The following is a 15,978-nucleotide window of genomic DNA, read 5'->3' on the forward strand; positions in this document are numbered from 1 at the left end:
TAGCAAAGCTAACCAACAAGATGCATAAGAGATCGCTTACACCGGCTGTAAGAAATCAGCCAGTCGGCAACGAAGTGTGAACTCGGTTCCAGAATGCTCTGGCAGCGGGTTACTGCACCGTCCACCACACCGGCAACAACGCCTTCACTTCGCCGCGTGCGAAACGGTCGTCGATCAGGTGCACCACGCCCCGGTCGGTTTCGGTGCGGATCACGCGGCCGGCGGCCTGCACTACTTTCTGCAGGCCGGGGTAGAGGTAGGTGTAGTCGTAGCCGTCGCCGAACAGGGCCGCCATGCGTTGTTTGAACTGCTCGTTGACCGGGTTCATTTGCGGCAGGCCGAGGGTGGCGACGAAGGCGCCGATCAGGCGCGCGCCGGGCAGGTCGATGCCTTCGGCGAAGGCGCCGCCGAGCACCGCGAAGCCGATGCCCTGGCTGTGGGCCTGGAAGCGTTCCAGGAAGGCGTCGCGGGCGGCTTCGTCCATGCGCCGGTCCTGGGCCCAGACGGTGAGGTCCGGGTGGCGCTGGCGCAGGGTGGCGAGGGCCTGGTCCAGGTAGTCGTAGCTGCTGAAGAAGGCCAGGTAGTTGCCGGGCCGCTGGCGGTACTGGTCGGCGATAAGGTCGGCGATGGGGATCAGCGAGGCCGGGCGGTCGCGGAAGCGGGTGGAGATGCGGCGCGCCACGCGCACTTGCAGCTGGTCGGCCTGGAACGGCGACGGCACTTCGCTCCAGGCGGTGTTGTCCGGCAGGCCGAGCAGGTCGGCGTAGTAACGCGGCGGGCGCAGGGTGGCGGAGAACAGCACCGTGCTGCGGGTGCTTTCAAAGCGCGGGCGCAGTAGCGCGGCGGGCACCACGTTGCGCAGACAAAGGCGGCTGGCGCGGCGGCCTTTCAGGTTTTGTTGCCAGGTGATGTCGAACAGAAACGCATCGTCGTCGAACAGTTCCGCCACCCGTAAAAAGTGCAGCGCGTCGAAATAGAAGCGGGTGAGGTCGCTGTCCAGGGCGAAGGGTTGTTCGGCGAGGTAGTCGGTGATGGCGGCGGCGGTGCTTTGCAGCGTGTTCAGGAAGGCGATGGGCAGTTCCGGCTGTACCTGGTAATCGGCGTGCGGGTCCTCGACTTCGCTGTCCCGGTTCAGGCTGTTCCATTGCCGGTGCAGTTTTTCGAAGGCTTTTTTGAGCGCCACCGGCGCTTGTTTTTTGACGGCGCGGAAAGCGGCCTGATCCAGCTCGGCGGAGTACATGCCCCGGCCCCGCTCCACCAGGTTGTGCGCTTCGTCGGCGAGCACGGCGACGCGCCATTGGTTGCTGGTGGTGAGGCCGTGCAGCAGCGCGCTGAGGTCGAAGTAGTAGTTGTAGTCGCCCACCACCAGGTCGCTCCAGCGCGCCATTTCCTGGCTCAGGTAGTAGGGGCAGACGCTGTGTTCGAGGGCCAGTTCGCGCAGGCGCCCCTGGGTCAGCCGGGTTTCTTTGGCGGCGGCGGCGCGGGCGGCGGGAAGCCGGTCATAGAACCCCTGCGCCAGCGGGCAGGATTCGCCGTGGCAGGCTTTGTCCGGGTGTTCGCAGCTTTTGTCGCGGGCCACCAGTTCCAGCGTGCGCAGGGGCGCCGGGTCCAGGGTTTCCAGCGCGTCCAGTGCCAGCTTGCGGCCGGGGGTTTTGGCGCTGAGAAAAAAGATTTTATCCAGTTTCTGGCCGGGCATGGCTTTGAGCAGCGGGAACAGGGTGCCGACGGTCTTGCCGATGCCGGTGGGCGCTTCGGTGAGCAAGCAGCGGCCGGTGCTGGCGCTTTGGTAGACCGCTTCCGCCAGCTCCCGTTGCCCGGGCCGGAAGCGTTCGTGGGGAAATGCCAAATCAGCCAGGGCCCGGTCGCGGGCGTGGCGGTGGGCCAGTTCCTGATCGGCCCAGTGAATAAAAATCTCGCACTGGGTTTCGAAAAAGGCGCGCAGGTCTTCCGCGCTGTGGGTTTCGCGCAGCGGGGTTTCTTTCTGTTTGACGATGTCGAAATAAACCAGCGCCAGTTCCAGTTCGTCCAGCCCCCGCTCGGCGCACAGCAGCCAGCCGTAGATTTTCGCCTGGGCCCAGTGCAGGGCGCGGTGGTTGGCGGGCATCAGGTCCAGGTCGCCGCGGAAGGTTTTCACCTCTTCCAGACGGTTGTGCTTGGGGTCGTAGCCGTCGGCACGGCCGCGCACTTTCAGGTGTTTGAACTCGCCACTCAACGCGACCTCGTTTTCGTAACCCTCGCCCCGGCGACCGGCCACCACGGCGTGGCCGGCGATGCCTTCCTGGGCGGTGGGCGACGGCGTGAACCGCAGGTCCAGGTCGCCGGCCTTGGCGGTGAACTCGCACAGGGCGCGCACCGCCACGGTGTAGGTGTTGGGGGTCCCGATGGCGTCGGTCATTGCCACGTCACCTGGCAGACCGCCACCGGCAGGTCGCGGGCGATGAAAAAATCCAGCCAGCGGCGCTGGTTGTCCTGGAGCCGGTCGCCGGGGCCTTTGACTTCCACCATCCGGTAGCGACGCTGCGCCGGCCAGAACTGGATCAGGTCCGGCAGGCCGGCCCGGTTGGCGGCGATGTCCGCCAGCAACCGTTCAAAACACAGCGCCAGATGCTCGGCGGGCAGGCAATCCAGCGCCTGTTCCAGCAGCGCTTCGGAGAGCCGGCCCCAGTGCACGAACGGCGACAGGCGACCGAACTTTTCCCGGTAGCGGGCCAGGATCCGCGCCCGGTGCTCGCCGTCCGCCAAGGTCTGGAAGCCGGCGTCGAATTCGGCCCGGCGGCGGTGGCGAAACTCCGGGTGGTGCAAATCCGCCGGGCCGCCCTGGAACGGGTGGAAGAAGGCGCCGGGCACGGGCGCGAAGATCGCATCCCAGAACAGCAACCCGAACAGCCCCGGGATCAGGCTGTTCTCCACGTAATGGACCGGTGCCTCGGGGGTGGCCAGGGCCTGGGCCGCCGCCTGCTCCACGCTGGCCGCCGGCGGCAGGGACAGGTGCAGCACCTGGGGCCGGGCCGGCGCCGTCGGGGTTGGCCGGGGCAGGCCCAGCTTGCGGTGCAGCCGGGGCAGCAGGCGCCGCAGCTGCTGGCGCTCCGCTTCGCTTTCCGGAGCCTGCTCAGCGTCCCGCGCCAGGGTCAGGGCGGCGTCATACTGTTCCCGGCGCTCCAGCACCCGCAGTTGCCGGCCCCGGGCACCAGGATGGCGGCAATCACTATACAGCGCACCGGCCCGTTCCAGTTCCCCGGCCCGCTCCCACTCCCGCGCCAGCTTGAAACACAGCCGGTCCCAGCGCTCCCGGGCCCAAGGGCTATCCGGCGCCGGCGGCAGCCCCGCTTCCACCTCCTCCAGGGCGTCGCCCGCCTGAAACCGGTCCCGGCAGGCGTTCAGGTGCAGGTAGGCGTCCACGTCCCGCCGGCTCTGAAACGGCCGCACGCTCTGGCTGAAACTCACCGGCTCGTACTGGAAGGTGCCCAGGTCGCTGAGCACGAACTCGGACCAGTCCTGATAGAGATTGCCGAAGAACATCAGCCGGAAGCGGTCGCACAGGGGCATCAGGGTGAGGTGGTACACCGGCGTGTCCGAAGGCGCCTGGTGAACGTCTTCGAGTTCGGACAGCGCTTCCAGCCAGTCCGCCTTGCGGGCCGAGGCCGGCACCCCGGCGGCGGCCAACGGCTCACGCAACAGGTGGCGCAGTTCCGCCTTGGTGAACAGCCGGAACAGGGTCGGCAGGTCGAGCGTCGGGGCCGGGTCCAGCCAGCCGTGATCGATCAGCGGCGCGGCGGCGCTGAGGGTGTCGCCGATCTCCGGGTAGACCAGTTTATCCGCCCGGAAGTGTTCGCCCTTGCGCATCACCATGCGCACCAGCAGCGCCCGGGCCGGCCGGGGCAGTGCGCCAAACGCCGACACGAAGACCAGCTCGTCGTCGTTCAGCAGATCGCCATGGCGCGACGCCACCCAGCTCAGCACTTCCTGGAAGTGGTGCAGGTAGTAAAACGGGTCGTCCAGAGTGACGTTGGCGATCGGGGCACTGTCCATTTGGCTAGCATACCAATGGACAGTGCCCGCTCCAATCAGTCCGTTCCGGTCAGATAACGCCGTCGCGCCGCAGCTGTTCGATGGCGACCGTGTCGAGGCCCAGCACCTGGCTCAGCACGTCGCCGGTGTGCTCGCCGAGCAGCGGCGGCGCACTGGCGTAACGCACCGGCGAACCGGACAGGCGCAGGGGGCTGCCCACCAGGGGCACGCTTTGGCTCAACGGGTGGGAGAGATCGATGCGCAGCCCCCGGTGTTGCACCTGCGGATCCCCAAACACCTGCTCGATGGTGTTCACCGGGCCGCCGGGCACGCCGGCTTCCTCAAGCAGGCGCAGCCACTCGGCGGTGGTCTTCATCACCGTGGTCTGGCGCAGGGCCGGAATCAGCGAATCGCGGTTGGCCACCCGGGCGGCGTTGGTGGCGTAGCGCTCGTCGGTGGCCCACTCCGGGCGGCCGGCGACTTCACAGAAGCGGGCGAACTGGCCGTCGTTGCCGATGGTGAGAATGATGTCGCCGTCGGCGGCGGGGAACGTCTGGTAGGGCACGATGTTGGGGTGGGCGTTGCCCATGCGCCCGGGGGCGGTGCCGCTGGTGAGGAAGTTCATCGCCTGATTGGCGAGGGTGGCCACCTGCACGTCCAGCAGGGCCATGTCGATGTGCTGACCCTGGCCGGATTGATGGCGATGGTTCACCGCCGCCAGCACCGCGATGGCCGCGTACAGGCCGGTGGTGATGTCGGTGAGGGCCACGCCGGCTTTCACCGGACCGCCGCCGGGTTCGCCGTCCGGCTGGCCGGTGATGCTCATCAGGCCGCCCAGGCCCTGGATCAGAAAGTCATAGCCCGGCCGCTCCGCGTAGGGCCCGTCCTGGCCGAAGCCGGTGATTGAGCAGTAGATCAGGCGCGGATTGATCGCCGCCAGGGACGCATAATCCAGGCCGTAGCGCTTGAGGCCGCCGACCTTGAAGTTCTCCAACAGCACGTCGCTTTCCGCCACCAGCTCTTTCACCAGCCGCTGGCCTTCCGGGCGGGTGATGTCGATGGTGACCGACTGCTTGTTGCGGTTGGCGCTCAGGTAGTAGGCGGATTCGGAGGTGGGCGCGCCCTGGCCGTCGTTGAGATAGGGCGGGCCCCAGGCGCGGGTGTCGTCGCCCCGGCCGGGGCGCTCGACTTTAATCACTTCGGCGCCCAGATCGCCGAGGATCTGACCGGCCCAGGGGCCGGCCAGAACCCGCGACAGATCCAGGACGCGCAGGCCGTCCAGGGCGCCCCTGGCGGCGCCCGTTCGCATCCCGGTCATTCGCCGGTGAAGGCCTGAAGGCCGGTCTGGGCACGGCCCAGAATCAGCGCGTGCACGTCGTGGGTGCCTTCGTAGGTGTTGACCACTTCCAGGTTCACCAGGTGACGGATCACGCCGAACTCGTCGGAGATGCCGTTGCCGCCGAGCATGTCGCGGGCCATCCGCGCGATGTCCAGGGCCTTCCCGCAGGAGTTGCGCTTCATGATGGAGGTGATCTCCACCGCCGCGGTGCCTTCGTCCTTCATGCGGCCCAGGCGCAGGCAACCCTGCAGGCCCAGGGTGATCTCGGTCTGCATGTCGGCCAGTTTTTTCTGGATCAGCTGGTTGGCGGCCAGCGGGCGGCCGAACTGCTTGCGGTCCAGGGTGTACTGGCGCGCCTTGTGCCAGCAGTCCTCGGCGGCGCCCAGCGCGCCCCAGGAGATGCCGTAGCGGGCGGAGTTGAGGCAGGTGAACGGACCTTTCAGGCCGGTCACTTCGGGGAACATGTTCTCTTCCGGCACGAACACATTGTCCATGACGATTTCACCGGTGATGGAGGCGCGCAGGCCCATCTTGCCGTGGATCGCCGGGGCGGACAGACCGTCCCAGCCTTTTTCCAGAATAAAGCCGCGGATTTTGCCGTCTTCGGTCTTGCCCCACACCACGAACACGTCGGCGATCGGGCTGTTGGTGATCCACATCTTGTTGCCGGTGAGGCTGTAGCCGCCGTCCACTTTCTTGGCGCGGGTGGCCATGCTGCCCGGGTCGGAGCCGTGGTCCGGCTCGGTCAGGCCGAAACAGCCGATCCACTCGCCGCTGGCCAGCTTGGGCAGGTACTTCTGCTTCTGCTCTTCGCTGCCGAATTCGTTGATCGGCACCATCACCAGGGAGGACTGCACGCTCATCATCGAGCGGTAGCCGGAATCCACCCGCTCCACTTCGCGGGCGATCAGGCCGTAGCACACATAGTTCATGCCGGCGCCGCCGTAGGCTTCCGGAATGGTGGCGCCGAGCAGGCCCAGCTCGCCCATTTCGCGGAAGATTTCCGGGTCGGTCTTCTCATGGCGGAAGGCTTCCAGAACACGCGGCGCCAGCTTGTTCTGGGCGTATTGCTCGGCGGTCTGGCGCACCATGCGCTCGTCTTCGGTGAGTTGCTGGTCCAGCAGCAGCGGGCTGGCCCAATCAAAAGATGCGTTCTGTGCCATGGAATTCGTCCTCTTCATTCCGAACCAAAGTCGGCCTGTCACGCCCCGGGGCGCCGCAAACCGGTGTCATTATTGGATTTGGGCGTCATCCTAGGGAGAACAGCGCACCGCTTTCAAACGATAAAATTGCACCAACCTGTGCTATTTTGTCACTTTTTGATAGCAAGCGAGTGAATCATGCGCCGAAAAATCCCCGCCACCACCGCCCTGGTCGGCTTCGAGGCCGCCGCCCGCCACCAGAGTTTCACCAAGGCGGCGGAAGAGCTGGCCCTGACCCAGAGCGCCATCTGCCGGCAGATCGCCAACCTGGAGGACTTCCTGGGCGTGAAGCTGTTCCGGCGCACCCGGCGCGGCGTGCAGCTCACCGAGGCCGGCCGCACCTACAGCCGCCGGGTCACCGCGCGTCTGGACGATCTGGAGCGCGATACCCTGGCGGTGATGGGCCAGCACGGCCCAGGGCAGACCCTGGAACTGGCGGTGGTGCCCACCTTCGCCACCCGCTGGCTGCTGCCCCGACTGCGCGGCTTCCACGACGCCCACCCGGGCATCACCGTGAACCTGACCAACCGCACCCGGCCGTTCCTGTTCGCGGACACCGAATTCGACGCCGCCATCTACTTCGGCGACGGCGAGTGGCCCGGCACCCGCACCACCGCGCTGATGCACGAAGAGCCGGTGCCGGTGTGCAGCCCGCGCCTGCTCAACGCCAACGGCGTGCGCACTCCGCAGCAGCTCGCCGAGCAGACCCTGCTTCAACAGACTACGCGCCCCTACGCCTGGCGGGAATGGTTTGATTCGCTGGGCCTGCGGGTGGACCAGGACATGGCCGGCCCGCGCTACGAGCTGTTCTCAATGCTCGCCGAGGCGGCCATGCAGGACATGGGCGTGGCGCTGATTCCGCCCTTCCTGATCCGCCAGGAGCTGGAGGCCGGGCGGCTGGTTGTGCCGTTTCAGCACAGCTACCGCACCGCCAAGGCCTACCACCTGGTATTGCCGGAGCGCAAAGCGGAAGACCCCAGCCTGAGCGCGTTCAGCGACTGGCTGGTGGCGGAGGTTACCGCGTTTAAGGAGACGGCGGCGCTGTAACGGCCTCGGGCAGCGGCGCGCTGTTCAGGGTTTTCAGGAAGGCGACCAGGTCCGCCACCTGGCGGTCGGTGAGGTCGGGGATCAGGTCCAGGGTGTCTTCGCGCTTGCCCAGGGTCTCGCCGTCCGGTGGCTCCAGGTAAAACCGCACCGCCTGTTCCAGCGTGGCGAAGCGCCCGTCGTGGAAATACGGCGCGGTGCGCGCCACGTTGCGCAGGCTGGGGGTCTTGAAGGCGCCGCGCTGGCTTTCCGGCGGCGGCAGGAAACGCAGACGGTCGGCGTCGCCGTCATCGCCCGCGTAGGGCCCGGCGGCGTTGAACGGGCTCGCGGCGAGGCGCCGCAGCCCCTGCTCCCGGCCGGTGTCCCGGTGGTCCGTGACCGGCACGCCCAGGTTGTGGAACGCCTGGTTGCTGAACTCCGGGCCGCTGTGGCAGAGCGTGCATTGCGCCTCGCCGACGAACAGCTTGAGCCCGCGCCGGGCGGCGGCGGGGAAGGCGTCGTCCGGCAGCGGGTCCGGGTTGTCGGCGAGCGCGGCGGCGAAGCGGTCGAACGGCGAATCATAGCGCACCAGCCGCCGCTGCCAGGCGGCCAGCGCCACGCCCAGATTGGCCATCACCCGGTTGACCGCCTCCTGGTCGGCCGCCGCCATGCGCCGCCAGGCCCGGCCTTCGAGCGAGTCCGATGCGGCCTGGGGCGAGCCGTGGGCCGGGAAACGCGTGCCCTCGGACATCGGTGGCAGGGGGCCGAAGCGGCGCCGGTAGGCGGCGCGCAAATCCTTATTTCGATACAGCGTATGCGCCAGGTTCAGACGGTCGTTATCCAGCTCCCGAGGGTTCTCAATCACCAGAAGCATTTGCGACCAGAGGCTATCGGCGGCGCCGTCCCATTGAAACCAGGGGTTGTCCGCCACATTGATCAGAGTCGGAGTATTGCGGTGGCCGCGCCCGGCCGCTTCCGGCAGGGCCAGGCCGTCCGTGAAGGCGCGTTCCGGCTGGTGGCAAGAGGCGCAGGAAAAGCGGCCGTCCCCGGACAGCCGGCGGTCGAAGAACAGGCGCTGGCCGAACTCCGCCAGCGCCGGGTCCGGAATTTCCGGCGGGGTATGGCCCGGCGGCACCGCCAGCGCCCGCACCGCGGCCCGCTCGGCGTCCGTGAACGCGGTGTCACCGGCGCCAGCGGCGGCCAGCCAGGGCACCGCCACAGCCAGCGCCGCGATCAGGGCGGCGCCTCCCAAGAGCCGGCTCATCCCCCGCAGCAGGGCAGCGTCAGCCAGGCCCGGTCTTCGCCGTCGTCACCGTCGATGGCGAGCTGCAGGGTCCAGGCACCGCCCATATGGAAGTACAGCCCCTCCACCAGGATCAGGCCGTCGCGGGCGCTCACTTGCGGTTCGGACTGCATGCCGTGGGCGAAGCCGTCTTCACGGCCGTGGCGCATGCCCGCTTCAACGGAGACGGCGGAGGCGTCCAAGGGCGTGTCGGGGTTATCCATGCTCACCACCCGTAACCCCAGGCTGAAGTGCTCGCCCTCGGGCAGCGGCTCGGGCACCTGGCGCACTTCCACCCGGTAACGTCCCTGCTCGCTCAACACCTGGGCGGGCACGGCGCCGGCGGCGTCATCGCCTCCGGCGGCCAGTACGGACGGCGACCAGAGGATCGCGAAGAGCAAGGCCAAAAGGGGCAGGCGGCGCGCTGTTATCATTATCGGGCTCCCGGTGATCCAAACTTGTCATCGTCGTCACGGCGGCGTGAGCCTTCCGTGAAACGCCGTGTTTACCCTGGCGGTTTTCGGCGGCCCGGGCGGCGCTTCAAGAGCGCCGCGCCGGGGCCTCCGGATCCGCTTCCCGGCGCCGCTGGGCCCGTCCCAGCAGAAAGCCGGTGCCCGCCCAGGTGAGGGCAATGCCAGCGCCGATGAACATGGCCAGCCCCGGCAGCTCGCCGAGCAGATCCAGCGCCCGCTTCACCCAGCCGCTGACCGCGTCGCCGCCGCGATAGACCACGGTGTCGATGAAGTTCTTGGCTTTGAACTTCTGCTGCGGCGGCACCACGGTGTAGAGCATCTCCCGGCCGGGCCGCACCAGCGCGTATTCCCCGGCCCGGCGCGCCACCATGATCACCACGAACACCGCGAAGGTGGGCGCCAGCGCCAGCCACAGGAAACCGGCGGCGATCACCACCGGCACCGCCACCAGCAGCACGCCGATGCCCAAACGCTGGGCGATGCGCCCGGTGAGGAAAACCTGGGTCAGGATGGCGAGCCCCTGGACCACGGTATCGATCAGGCCGAACACCTGGGTCTGCCGGGTGGGGTCCGGGAAGTGCTCCGCCACCAGCCGCGCCTGCTCGAAGTAGAGAAAGGTGCTGACGCTGGCCAGCAGCACCACGAACACGGCGATGCCGATCAGAAACGGGGTGCGGGCCACCTCGGCGGCGCCCTCGAAGGGGTTGCCGCCGAGCGGCACATGGCGGCTCTCCTCCTGCGACCGCGTCCCGGCCGGCAAGGGATTGCGGTCGCGCCAACGGTACAGCCATACCCCGGCGCCGGCGCTCGCCGCCAGCAACAGGGCCGCCAGCATCAGCAGGCCCACATGGCCCACCGGCGCCACCAGCAGCGCCCCCAGGCCGGGCCCGGTGAGCCCGCCCAGGCTGGCGCCGCCGGCGATCATGCCGAACAGGCGCTTGGCCTGGGTGGTGGAGAACACGTCGGCGAGCACGCTCCAGGCCAGGGAAATCGCCACCAGGTTGAACACCGACAACCAGATATAAAAACTGCGCGCCGCCCAGGGGTTTTCCGGCCAGCGCAGGAAAACCGCGGCGAACAGCAGCAGGTTGGCGACGAAAAAACCGTAGGCCCAGGGCATGATGCGCCGCCGCGCCACTCTCGAGGCCAGCCAGCCAAACAGCGGCAGCACCGCCAGCGTCGCCACGAAGGTGCCGGTGAACAGCCACTGCAGGTTGTCCACGCCGCCGGCCACGCCCATGGTTTCGCGTACCGGGCGCAGCATGAAATAACCGGTGAACAGCAGGAAGAACATCAACAGACCGGCAAGCACCGAAGGCGCTTCCCGGCTGTGCAGATTGAACAAGCGGGCGAAGGTGCTCACGCCGCTACAGGTCCATCGCGATCAGTTCCCGGGTTTGTGCCTCGCTGAGCAGCGGCCCGTAGCCGGCCTGCAGGTTGTCCCTTTGATGCTTGGGCTTGCTGGTGGCGGGGATCACCGAGGTCACCGCCGGATGGCTGATGGCGAACTTGAGGAACATCTGCGCCCAGGATTCCACCCCTACTTCCGCCGCCCAGCCGGGCAGCGGCTTGTCCTTCACCCGGCCAAACAGCTTGCCGTCGTCAAAGGCGCGGTTGATCAGCACCGCCACACCCTTGTCACGGGCCAGCGGCAGGACGGTTTCCGCCGCCGCCGGCGCGTTGATGGAGTAGTGGATCTGGATAAAATCCAGCGGTTCGCTGCGCAGGATCCGCTCCATTTCGTCCAGGCCACGATCCAGGTAGTGGGTGACACCCACATACTTGGTTTTGCCCTGCTCTTTCAGCTCGCGGGCGTAAGGCAGCTGGGTTTTCCAGTCGCGCAGGTTGTGCACCTGCAGCAGTTCCACCTTGTCGGTGCGCAATGCCTTGAGGGATTCGGCCCACTGCCGCTCGGCCTCGGCGCGGCTGTCGGCGGCGATCTTGGTGGCCAGGAAGCATTGGTCCCGCCAGCCGCCCTCTTCCAGCAGCGCGCCCAGCACCTTGTCCGCGCCGCCGTAGTTGGGCGAGGTATCGAACACGGTGGCGCCGCTGTTGAAGAAGATCGCCATGACCTCCTTGAGGCGCTGGTACTTCTCCGAGCCGATCTCGGCCACGAAGCTGCCGGAGGTGCCGGCGCCGACCACCGGAATTTGTTCGCCGCTGGCCGGGATGGCGCGGGTGCGCAGGCTTTCGCCGGCGGGCAGCGCGCCCTTGCCGTCCGCCGCCAGTGCCGCGCGGTGCACGCCCAGGGCCAGGCCGGCGCCGGCCCAGAGGCTGGTATTGAGGAAATCACGACGTGAAAACATGGCACTCTCCTTGTCACTCTCCAACGGCATTATTTTTGGTCAGACTAGACCACTGGACACTGGATAGGCGAAAAAGTATCCACAAAACGTGAAACCCGGATTGTCGAAACGGCGGCCGCCACGACGACTGTGAGACGACACCCTTCCGTTAACAGGAGCGAACATGAAATATCTTTGTCTGGCTTATGAAGCGGAACAGGACCTCAAGTCCCTGAGCCGCGAGGAGTGGCTGGCACTGCGCCAGGAAACCCTGGATTATGTGGCGGCGCTGCGCGAGCGCGGCGAGCTGCTCGACACCCAGGCCCTGCAAAGCCCCACCCGCGCCAGGGTCGCCCGCGTGCGCGACGGCAAAGGTTCGGTGACCGACGGTCCGTTCGCGGAAACCAAGGAGCAGATCGGCGGTTACTTCCTGATCGAAGCCCGCGACGACGAGCACGCGCTGGAGATCGCCGCCCACTGGCCGTCGGCCCGCATCGGCGCTATCGAAGTGCGGCCCATCGAGGCCGAGTTGCGCGAAGAAGGACGTTACTGAAAGGATCCCACCATGCCCCCCGCTGTACCCGATGAAATCACCGCGACCCCGGCGACCCGCCGCGAATGGCTGGGCCTGGCGGTATTGATGCTGCCCACGGTGCTGCTGGCGCTGGATATGACGGTGCTGCACCTGGCCGCGCCGCATCTCAGCGCCGACCTGCGGCCCACCAGCGATCAGTTGCTGTGGATTCTGGATATCTACGGCTTCATGATCGCCGGCTTCCTGGTGACCATGGGCACGCTGGGCGACCGCATCGGCCGCCGCAAGCTGCTGCTGGCCGGCGCCAGCGCCTTCGGGCTGGCGTCGGTGATGGCGGCGTTTTCGGAGAGCGCGGAAACCCTGATCGCGGCGCGTGCTCTGCTGGGCGTGGCCGGCGCCACGCTGATGCCGTCCACCCTGTCGCTGCTGCGCAATATGTTCCAGGTGGAGCGCGAACGCACCCTGGCGATCACCGTGTGGATGACCGGTTTTATCGTCGGCAACGCCATCGGCCCGCTGGTGGGCGGCGCCTTGCTGGAATTCTTCTGGTGGGGCTCGGTGTTCCTGCTGGGGGTGCCGGTGATGCTGCTGTTGTTGCTGTGCGGTCCCTGGTTGTTGCCGGAGTTCCGCGACGAGAACGCCGGCCGCCAGGATCTGCCCAGCGCCCTGCTGTCGGTGGCGATGGTGCTGGCGGTGATCTACGGGCTCAAGGATCTGGCCCGCAACGGCGTGCACGCGGCGTTGTTCCTGTCGATGCTGCTGGGCCTGGGCCTGGCCGCGGTGTTCACCCGGCGCCAGCGCCGTCTCAGTGAACCGATGTTCGACCTGAGCCTGTTCCGCAGCCGCCATTTCAGCACCTCGGTCGCGGCCATGATGCTGACCATCCTGGCGCTCTCCGGCGCCTGGCTGATGGTGTTTCAGTATTTGCAGGGGGTGCTGGGGTTGTCGCCGCTGCAGGCGGGGCTGGCCATGCTGCCGCCGGCGGTGGTGCAGACGGCGGCGTCGTTACTGATTCCGGCGGCCACCCGCTACATACCGCATTCGCGGCTGGTGAGCGGCGGCCTGGTACTGGCCGCCGTGGGCCTGGCGGCGCTGATGCGGGTCAACGATATCGACGACCTGATGCTGCTGGTGGTGGGCATGACGATCATGGGCATGGGCGTGATGCCGATGATGATCCTCGGCACCGACATGGTGGTGAGCGCGGCGCCGGCCACCAAGGCGGGGGCCGCCTCGGCCACGTCCGAGACCGCCACCGAGCTGGGCATGGCCCTGGGCATCGCGGTGATCGGCAGTGTTGGCGCGGCGGTCTACCGGCGGCATATGCTGGACGCCATGCCGGCGGGGCTCAACGACGCCCAGACCCTGGCCGCCGGCGATACGCTGGGGGGCGCCATCGGCGCCGCCGCGCAACTGCCACCGGCGCTGGCCGCCCAGGTGCTGGAAGCGGCCCGCGCCGGCTTCAGCGCCGCCCTGCACACCAATTCCGCCATCGGCGCGGTGATCATCGCCGGCACCGCCCTGATGACGGCGCTGTTACTGCGGGGCCGGCCGGCGAACGCCGCCGCCCCGGCCGGCGCGGCGGAAACCGTGGAGGAGCAGCCCTAGGGCCGCCCCTTTACTCGAACTCATCGTCCTGGCTGGCGAACGCCACGAACAGGCAGCCGGCGCCCACGTTAATGGCGCCGGTGGGGCTCATGGTGGAGACCAGCAGCTGCACATCGTGCTCGCGGGCGGCGGCCTCCAGCTCGGCATAACCGGGCATGGTCGGCACGCGGGCGGCGTCGCCGGCGTAGCTGAGACAGACATGGCCGGACATCAACTTTCCGGCGCGGATCTGCTTGGCGACGTGCTCCAGCATGCGGCGCACGGACTTCTCGTAGCTGCGGTTCACCGTGGCCGGGTTTTCCTCACCGCCGTGGATGCGGATCACCGGATGCATGGACAGCGCCGACCCCACGGTGAGCGCCACGCCGCGCATGGAATCGGAAAAGCTTTTGCGCTCGCCCTTCTTGAAACCCCGGTCGCGCACATAGGCCAGTTTCTCCGGCACCATGTAACCGCAGATGTGCGGCAGCATCTCATCGATACGCAGGCGGATCGCATTACGGTTGGCGCCCTGCTCGATCATTTTAGCCACCTCGCACACCAATACCGCGGTGCCGGAAAACAGGGTTTTACTGTCGATCACCCGCATCGAGAAAGGGCCGGGCACGCCGGCGTCGGCGCGCACTTTCTGGTACTGCTTGAGAATCGAGAACGAGGCCTTGGTGGCGTTATCAAAAATCAGGCTGCGCTTACCGGATACGGTAATGCAGAACACCAGGTCATAATCGATGACCAGCTGCTCCAGAAATACCGCCTGAATCTGATCCACGGAATAAGGAATGGATTCCGCGTGGATGCCTTCCGAATCCAGCTGCTCCTGGTAGAACCGCCGCGTGGCCTGCGCGTCGCGCTTGTCGACCAGCAGCTCGTCGCCCAGGCGAATGGAGATAGGAAGAATCTGTATATTATTTTTTTCGAAATAGGATTCCGGTAAATCGCAGGTGGAATCCACGACAATACCAATGCGCATTGTTTACCCCATTAATTATGTTTATTTTTATTTCGGGCAAACTTAGCATGACAAAGGACGCGCAACCACATTGTTAATGTAATTGCGCGCCACAAATTAAAACCGGTTCTTCACGGATCCTTGCTGCCGCCCGTGCCCGCCTGGTCGGCGTCCCGGTAGGCCTTGGTGTCGATTTTCTCCAGGGCTTCGCGCACCGCCTGCTCGCTCTGCGGGCGCACCAGACGCGCCACTTCCTCGCCCTCCTGCAGGAAGATCAGTGTCGGCCATTGTTTTACCTTGAACGCGCGCCCGAGCAACCGGCCCTTGGCGTCCTCCAGTTTCAGGTGCACCACCCCGGTAAAATCGGCGAACGCCGCCTTGATCAGCGGCGCGGCGGCCTGGCAGTGGCCGCAACCGGGCTGGCCGAATTCCACCACGGTGGGCTCGCGGATGGCTTCCACCTCGTCCCGGGTGGGGTGATCGGTAGCGTACTCCGCGCTATAGGTCATGGTGCTCTCCTTGCCATTGGGCGTGTATGAACGAGTTCCAGTGTAGACACCCGGCCGGCGGCGCGGATACGGCGCGAATGCAAAATCCGGTTAGAGCTCACCGGATACGCCGTGCCAGTGCCGCGATCACCAGCGAGGCCAGCGCGCCGACCGTGGCCAGTGCCATGTCCTTCTGGGCGTCCCAGGGGTCGCCCTGGGTGCCGAGAAAGGCGGTGCTGCCGTCCCCCAGCGCCACGGCGGCGCCCCACTCGATCAGCTCGTAGAGCAGCGACGACGCCAGTATCAGGGTGAACGCGAACAGCGCCGCGGCAGGCCGCCGCAAGCCGCCCCATTCCCGGCACAGCTCACTCAGCGGCAACACCAACAGCAGGCCATAGAGCAGATGTAGAAAGCGGTCGTACTGGTTACGCTGCCACCCCATCACCGCGTCCGGACTGAAACCGAAGAGCGTATGCAGGGTCTGGTCGTAGGGCACATGGGAATAGGTGTAGTGGGCGCCGATCTCATGCAGCGCCAGAAACGAGAACATCATCAGGTAGGCGCTGCGCGAGAACCGGAACCAGCGGCGCGTCACCCACAGGCCGATGACGAACAGCGCCGCCACGGCGTTTTCCATCGCCCAGGTCGCCGGCTCGCGGGGCGCCACCGCCAGCACCGCGAACAGCACCACGAACAGCGCCATCAGCACACCGAAACAACGCCGGTTGGACATCCCTTTTCCTCTTTCGCCACGACACAACGCCGAAGCCGTCTATAACGTCACAG

Annotated in this window: 14 protein-coding genes; 3 read left to right on the forward strand and 11 right to left on the reverse strand. The window is 66.9% G+C overall.

What is annotated here, in order from left to right:
* Positions 1-109: 109 nt before the first annotated feature.
* Genes ISO4_RS07545 through ISO4_RS07560 form a run of 4 tightly spaced genes read right to left on the reverse strand, consistent with a single transcriptional unit; the run spans position 110 to position 6,510 of the window.
* Positions 110-2,395, reverse strand: a complete 2,286-nt coding sequence (locus ISO4_RS07545; RefSeq protein ID WP_142948563.1) for an ATP-dependent DNA helicase — start codon at positions 2,393-2,395, stop codon at positions 110-112.
* Positions 2,392-4,029, reverse strand: coding sequence for a VRR-NUC domain-containing protein (locus ISO4_RS07550; protein WP_194855748.1), 1,638 nt, complete (start codon positions 4,027-4,029; stop codon positions 2,392-2,394). Before ISO4_RS07550 ends, ISO4_RS07545 begins: the two co-directional genes overlap by 4 nt.
* A 49-nt stretch (positions 4,030-4,078) precedes the next feature.
* Positions 4,079-5,317 (reverse strand): CaiB/BaiF CoA transferase family protein, encoded by a 1,239-nt coding sequence (locus tag ISO4_RS07555; protein ID WP_194855749.1) that lies wholly within the window; start codon positions 5,315-5,317, stop codon positions 4,079-4,081.
* 5 nt (positions 5,318-5,322) lie between these two features.
* Positions 5,323-6,510, reverse strand: a complete 1,188-nt coding sequence (locus tag ISO4_RS07560; protein WP_194855750.1) for an acyl-CoA dehydrogenase — start codon at positions 6,508-6,510, stop codon at positions 5,323-5,325.
* Between the two features lie 177 nt (positions 6,511-6,687).
* Here ISO4_RS07560 and ISO4_RS07565 point away from each other — a divergent pair, with 177 nt between their 5' ends.
* Positions 6,688-7,596 (forward strand): LysR family transcriptional regulator, encoded by a 909-nt coding sequence (locus ISO4_RS07565; RefSeq protein ID WP_142948559.1) that lies wholly within the window; start codon positions 6,688-6,690, stop codon positions 7,594-7,596.
* Here ISO4_RS07565 and ISO4_RS07570 read toward each other — a convergent pair.
* From ISO4_RS07570 to ISO4_RS07585, 4 genes are all read right to left on the reverse strand, one after another.
* Positions 7,574-8,824 (reverse strand): cytochrome-c peroxidase, encoded by a 1,251-nt coding sequence (locus ISO4_RS07570; protein WP_194855751.1) that lies wholly within the window; start codon positions 8,822-8,824, stop codon positions 7,574-7,576. The genes ISO4_RS07565 and ISO4_RS07570 overlap by 23 nt on opposite strands.
* An 8-nt stretch (positions 8,825-8,832) precedes the next feature.
* Positions 8,833-9,288, reverse strand: a complete 456-nt coding sequence (locus ISO4_RS07575; protein ID WP_194855752.1) for a hypothetical protein — start codon at positions 9,286-9,288, stop codon at positions 8,833-8,835.
* Positions 9,289-9,394: 106 nt separating this feature from the next.
* Entirely contained in the window at positions 9,395-10,690 is a 1,296-nt protein-coding gene (locus ISO4_RS07580) for an NTP/NDP exchange transporter (RefSeq protein WP_323745352.1), read from the reverse strand.
* Positions 10,691-10,694: 4 nt separating this feature from the next.
* Positions 10,695-11,633, reverse strand: coding sequence for an aldo/keto reductase (locus tag ISO4_RS07585; protein WP_194855753.1), 939 nt, complete (start codon positions 11,631-11,633; stop codon positions 10,695-10,697).
* Positions 11,634-11,796: 163 nt separating this feature from the next.
* Between ISO4_RS07585 and ISO4_RS07590 the strand changes: the two genes are divergently transcribed.
* Both ISO4_RS07590 and ISO4_RS07595 read left to right on the forward strand, forming a co-directional pair.
* On the forward strand, positions 11,797-12,165 hold the full coding sequence (locus tag ISO4_RS07590; protein WP_142948555.1) for a YciI family protein: 369 nt from the start codon (positions 11,797-11,799) through the stop codon (positions 12,163-12,165).
* Positions 12,166-12,177: 12 nt separating this feature from the next.
* On the forward strand, positions 12,178-13,755 hold the full coding sequence (locus tag ISO4_RS07595) for an MFS transporter (RefSeq protein WP_194855754.1): 1,578 nt from the start codon (positions 12,178-12,180) through the stop codon (positions 13,753-13,755).
* 10 nt (positions 13,756-13,765) lie between these two features.
* On the opposite strand, the gene ISO4_RS07600 is transcribed toward ISO4_RS07595, so the two are convergent.
* From ISO4_RS07600 to ISO4_RS07610, 3 genes are all read right to left on the reverse strand, one after another.
* The gene (locus tag ISO4_RS07600; RefSeq protein WP_194855755.1) at positions 13,766-14,725 is read right to left on the reverse strand and encodes a DegV family protein; all 960 of its coding nucleotides are present in this window, start codon (positions 14,723-14,725) and stop codon (positions 13,766-13,768) included.
* Between the two features lie 110 nt (positions 14,726-14,835).
* Positions 14,836-15,213 (reverse strand): thioredoxin family protein, encoded by a 378-nt coding sequence (locus tag ISO4_RS07605; protein WP_142948552.1) that lies wholly within the window; start codon positions 15,211-15,213, stop codon positions 14,836-14,838.
* A 97-nt stretch (positions 15,214-15,310) separates the two neighbouring features.
* Positions 15,311-15,925: a DUF2238 domain-containing protein gene (locus ISO4_RS07610; RefSeq protein ID WP_194855756.1), complete on the reverse strand. Its 615-nt coding sequence runs from the start codon at positions 15,923-15,925 to the stop codon at positions 15,311-15,313.
* Positions 15,926-15,978: the final 53 nt, after the last annotated feature.

This window comes from Alloalcanivorax venustensis ISO4 (genome assembly GCF_015356855.1).
Lineage (GTDB): Bacteria > Pseudomonadota > Gammaproteobacteria > Pseudomonadales > Alcanivoracaceae > Alloalcanivorax > Alloalcanivorax venustensis.

What these genes read in the sequence shown, in the direction of transcription:
- ISO4_RS07565 (WP_142948559.1), top strand. Translation starts at nt 6,688, where the DNA reads ATGCGCCGAAAAATCCCCGCCACCACCGCCCTGGTCGGCTTCGAGGCC.
- ISO4_RS07550 (WP_194855748.1), bottom strand. Translation starts at nt 4,029, where the DNA reads ATGGACAGTGCCCCGATCGCCAACGTCACTCTGGACGACCCGTTTTAC.
- ISO4_RS07595 (WP_194855754.1), top strand. Translation starts at nt 12,178, where the DNA reads ATGCCCCCCGCTGTACCCGATGAAATCACCGCGACCCCGGCGACCCGC.
- ISO4_RS07560 (WP_194855750.1), bottom strand. Translation starts at nt 6,510, where the DNA reads ATGGCACAGAACGCATCTTTTGATTGGGCCAGCCCGCTGCTGCTGGAC.
- ISO4_RS07605 (WP_142948552.1), bottom strand. Translation starts at nt 15,213, where the DNA reads ATGACCTATAGCGCGGAGTACGCTACCGATCACCCCACCCGGGACGAG.
- ISO4_RS07610 (WP_194855756.1), bottom strand. Translation starts at nt 15,925, where the DNA reads ATGTCCAACCGGCGTTGTTTCGGTGTGCTGATGGCGCTGTTCGTGGTG.
- ISO4_RS07575 (WP_194855752.1), bottom strand. Translation starts at nt 9,288, where the DNA reads ATGATAACAGCGCGCCGCCTGCCCCTTTTGGCCTTGCTCTTCGCGATC.
- ISO4_RS07545 (WP_142948563.1), bottom strand. Translation starts at nt 2,395, where the DNA reads ATGACCGACGCCATCGGGACCCCCAACACCTACACCGTGGCGGTGCGC.
- ISO4_RS07555 (WP_194855749.1), bottom strand. Translation starts at nt 5,317, where the DNA reads ATGCGAACGGGCGCCGCCAGGGGCGCCCTGGACGGCCTGCGCGTCCTG.
- ISO4_RS07590 (WP_142948555.1), top strand. Translation starts at nt 11,797, where the DNA reads ATGAAATATCTTTGTCTGGCTTATGAAGCGGAACAGGACCTCAAGTCC.
- ISO4_RS07600 (WP_194855755.1), bottom strand. Translation starts at nt 14,725, where the DNA reads ATGCGCATTGGTATTGTCGTGGATTCCACCTGCGATTTACCGGAATCC.
- ISO4_RS07585 (WP_194855753.1), bottom strand. Translation starts at nt 11,633, where the DNA reads ATGTTTTCACGTCGTGATTTCCTCAATACCAGCCTCTGGGCCGGCGCC.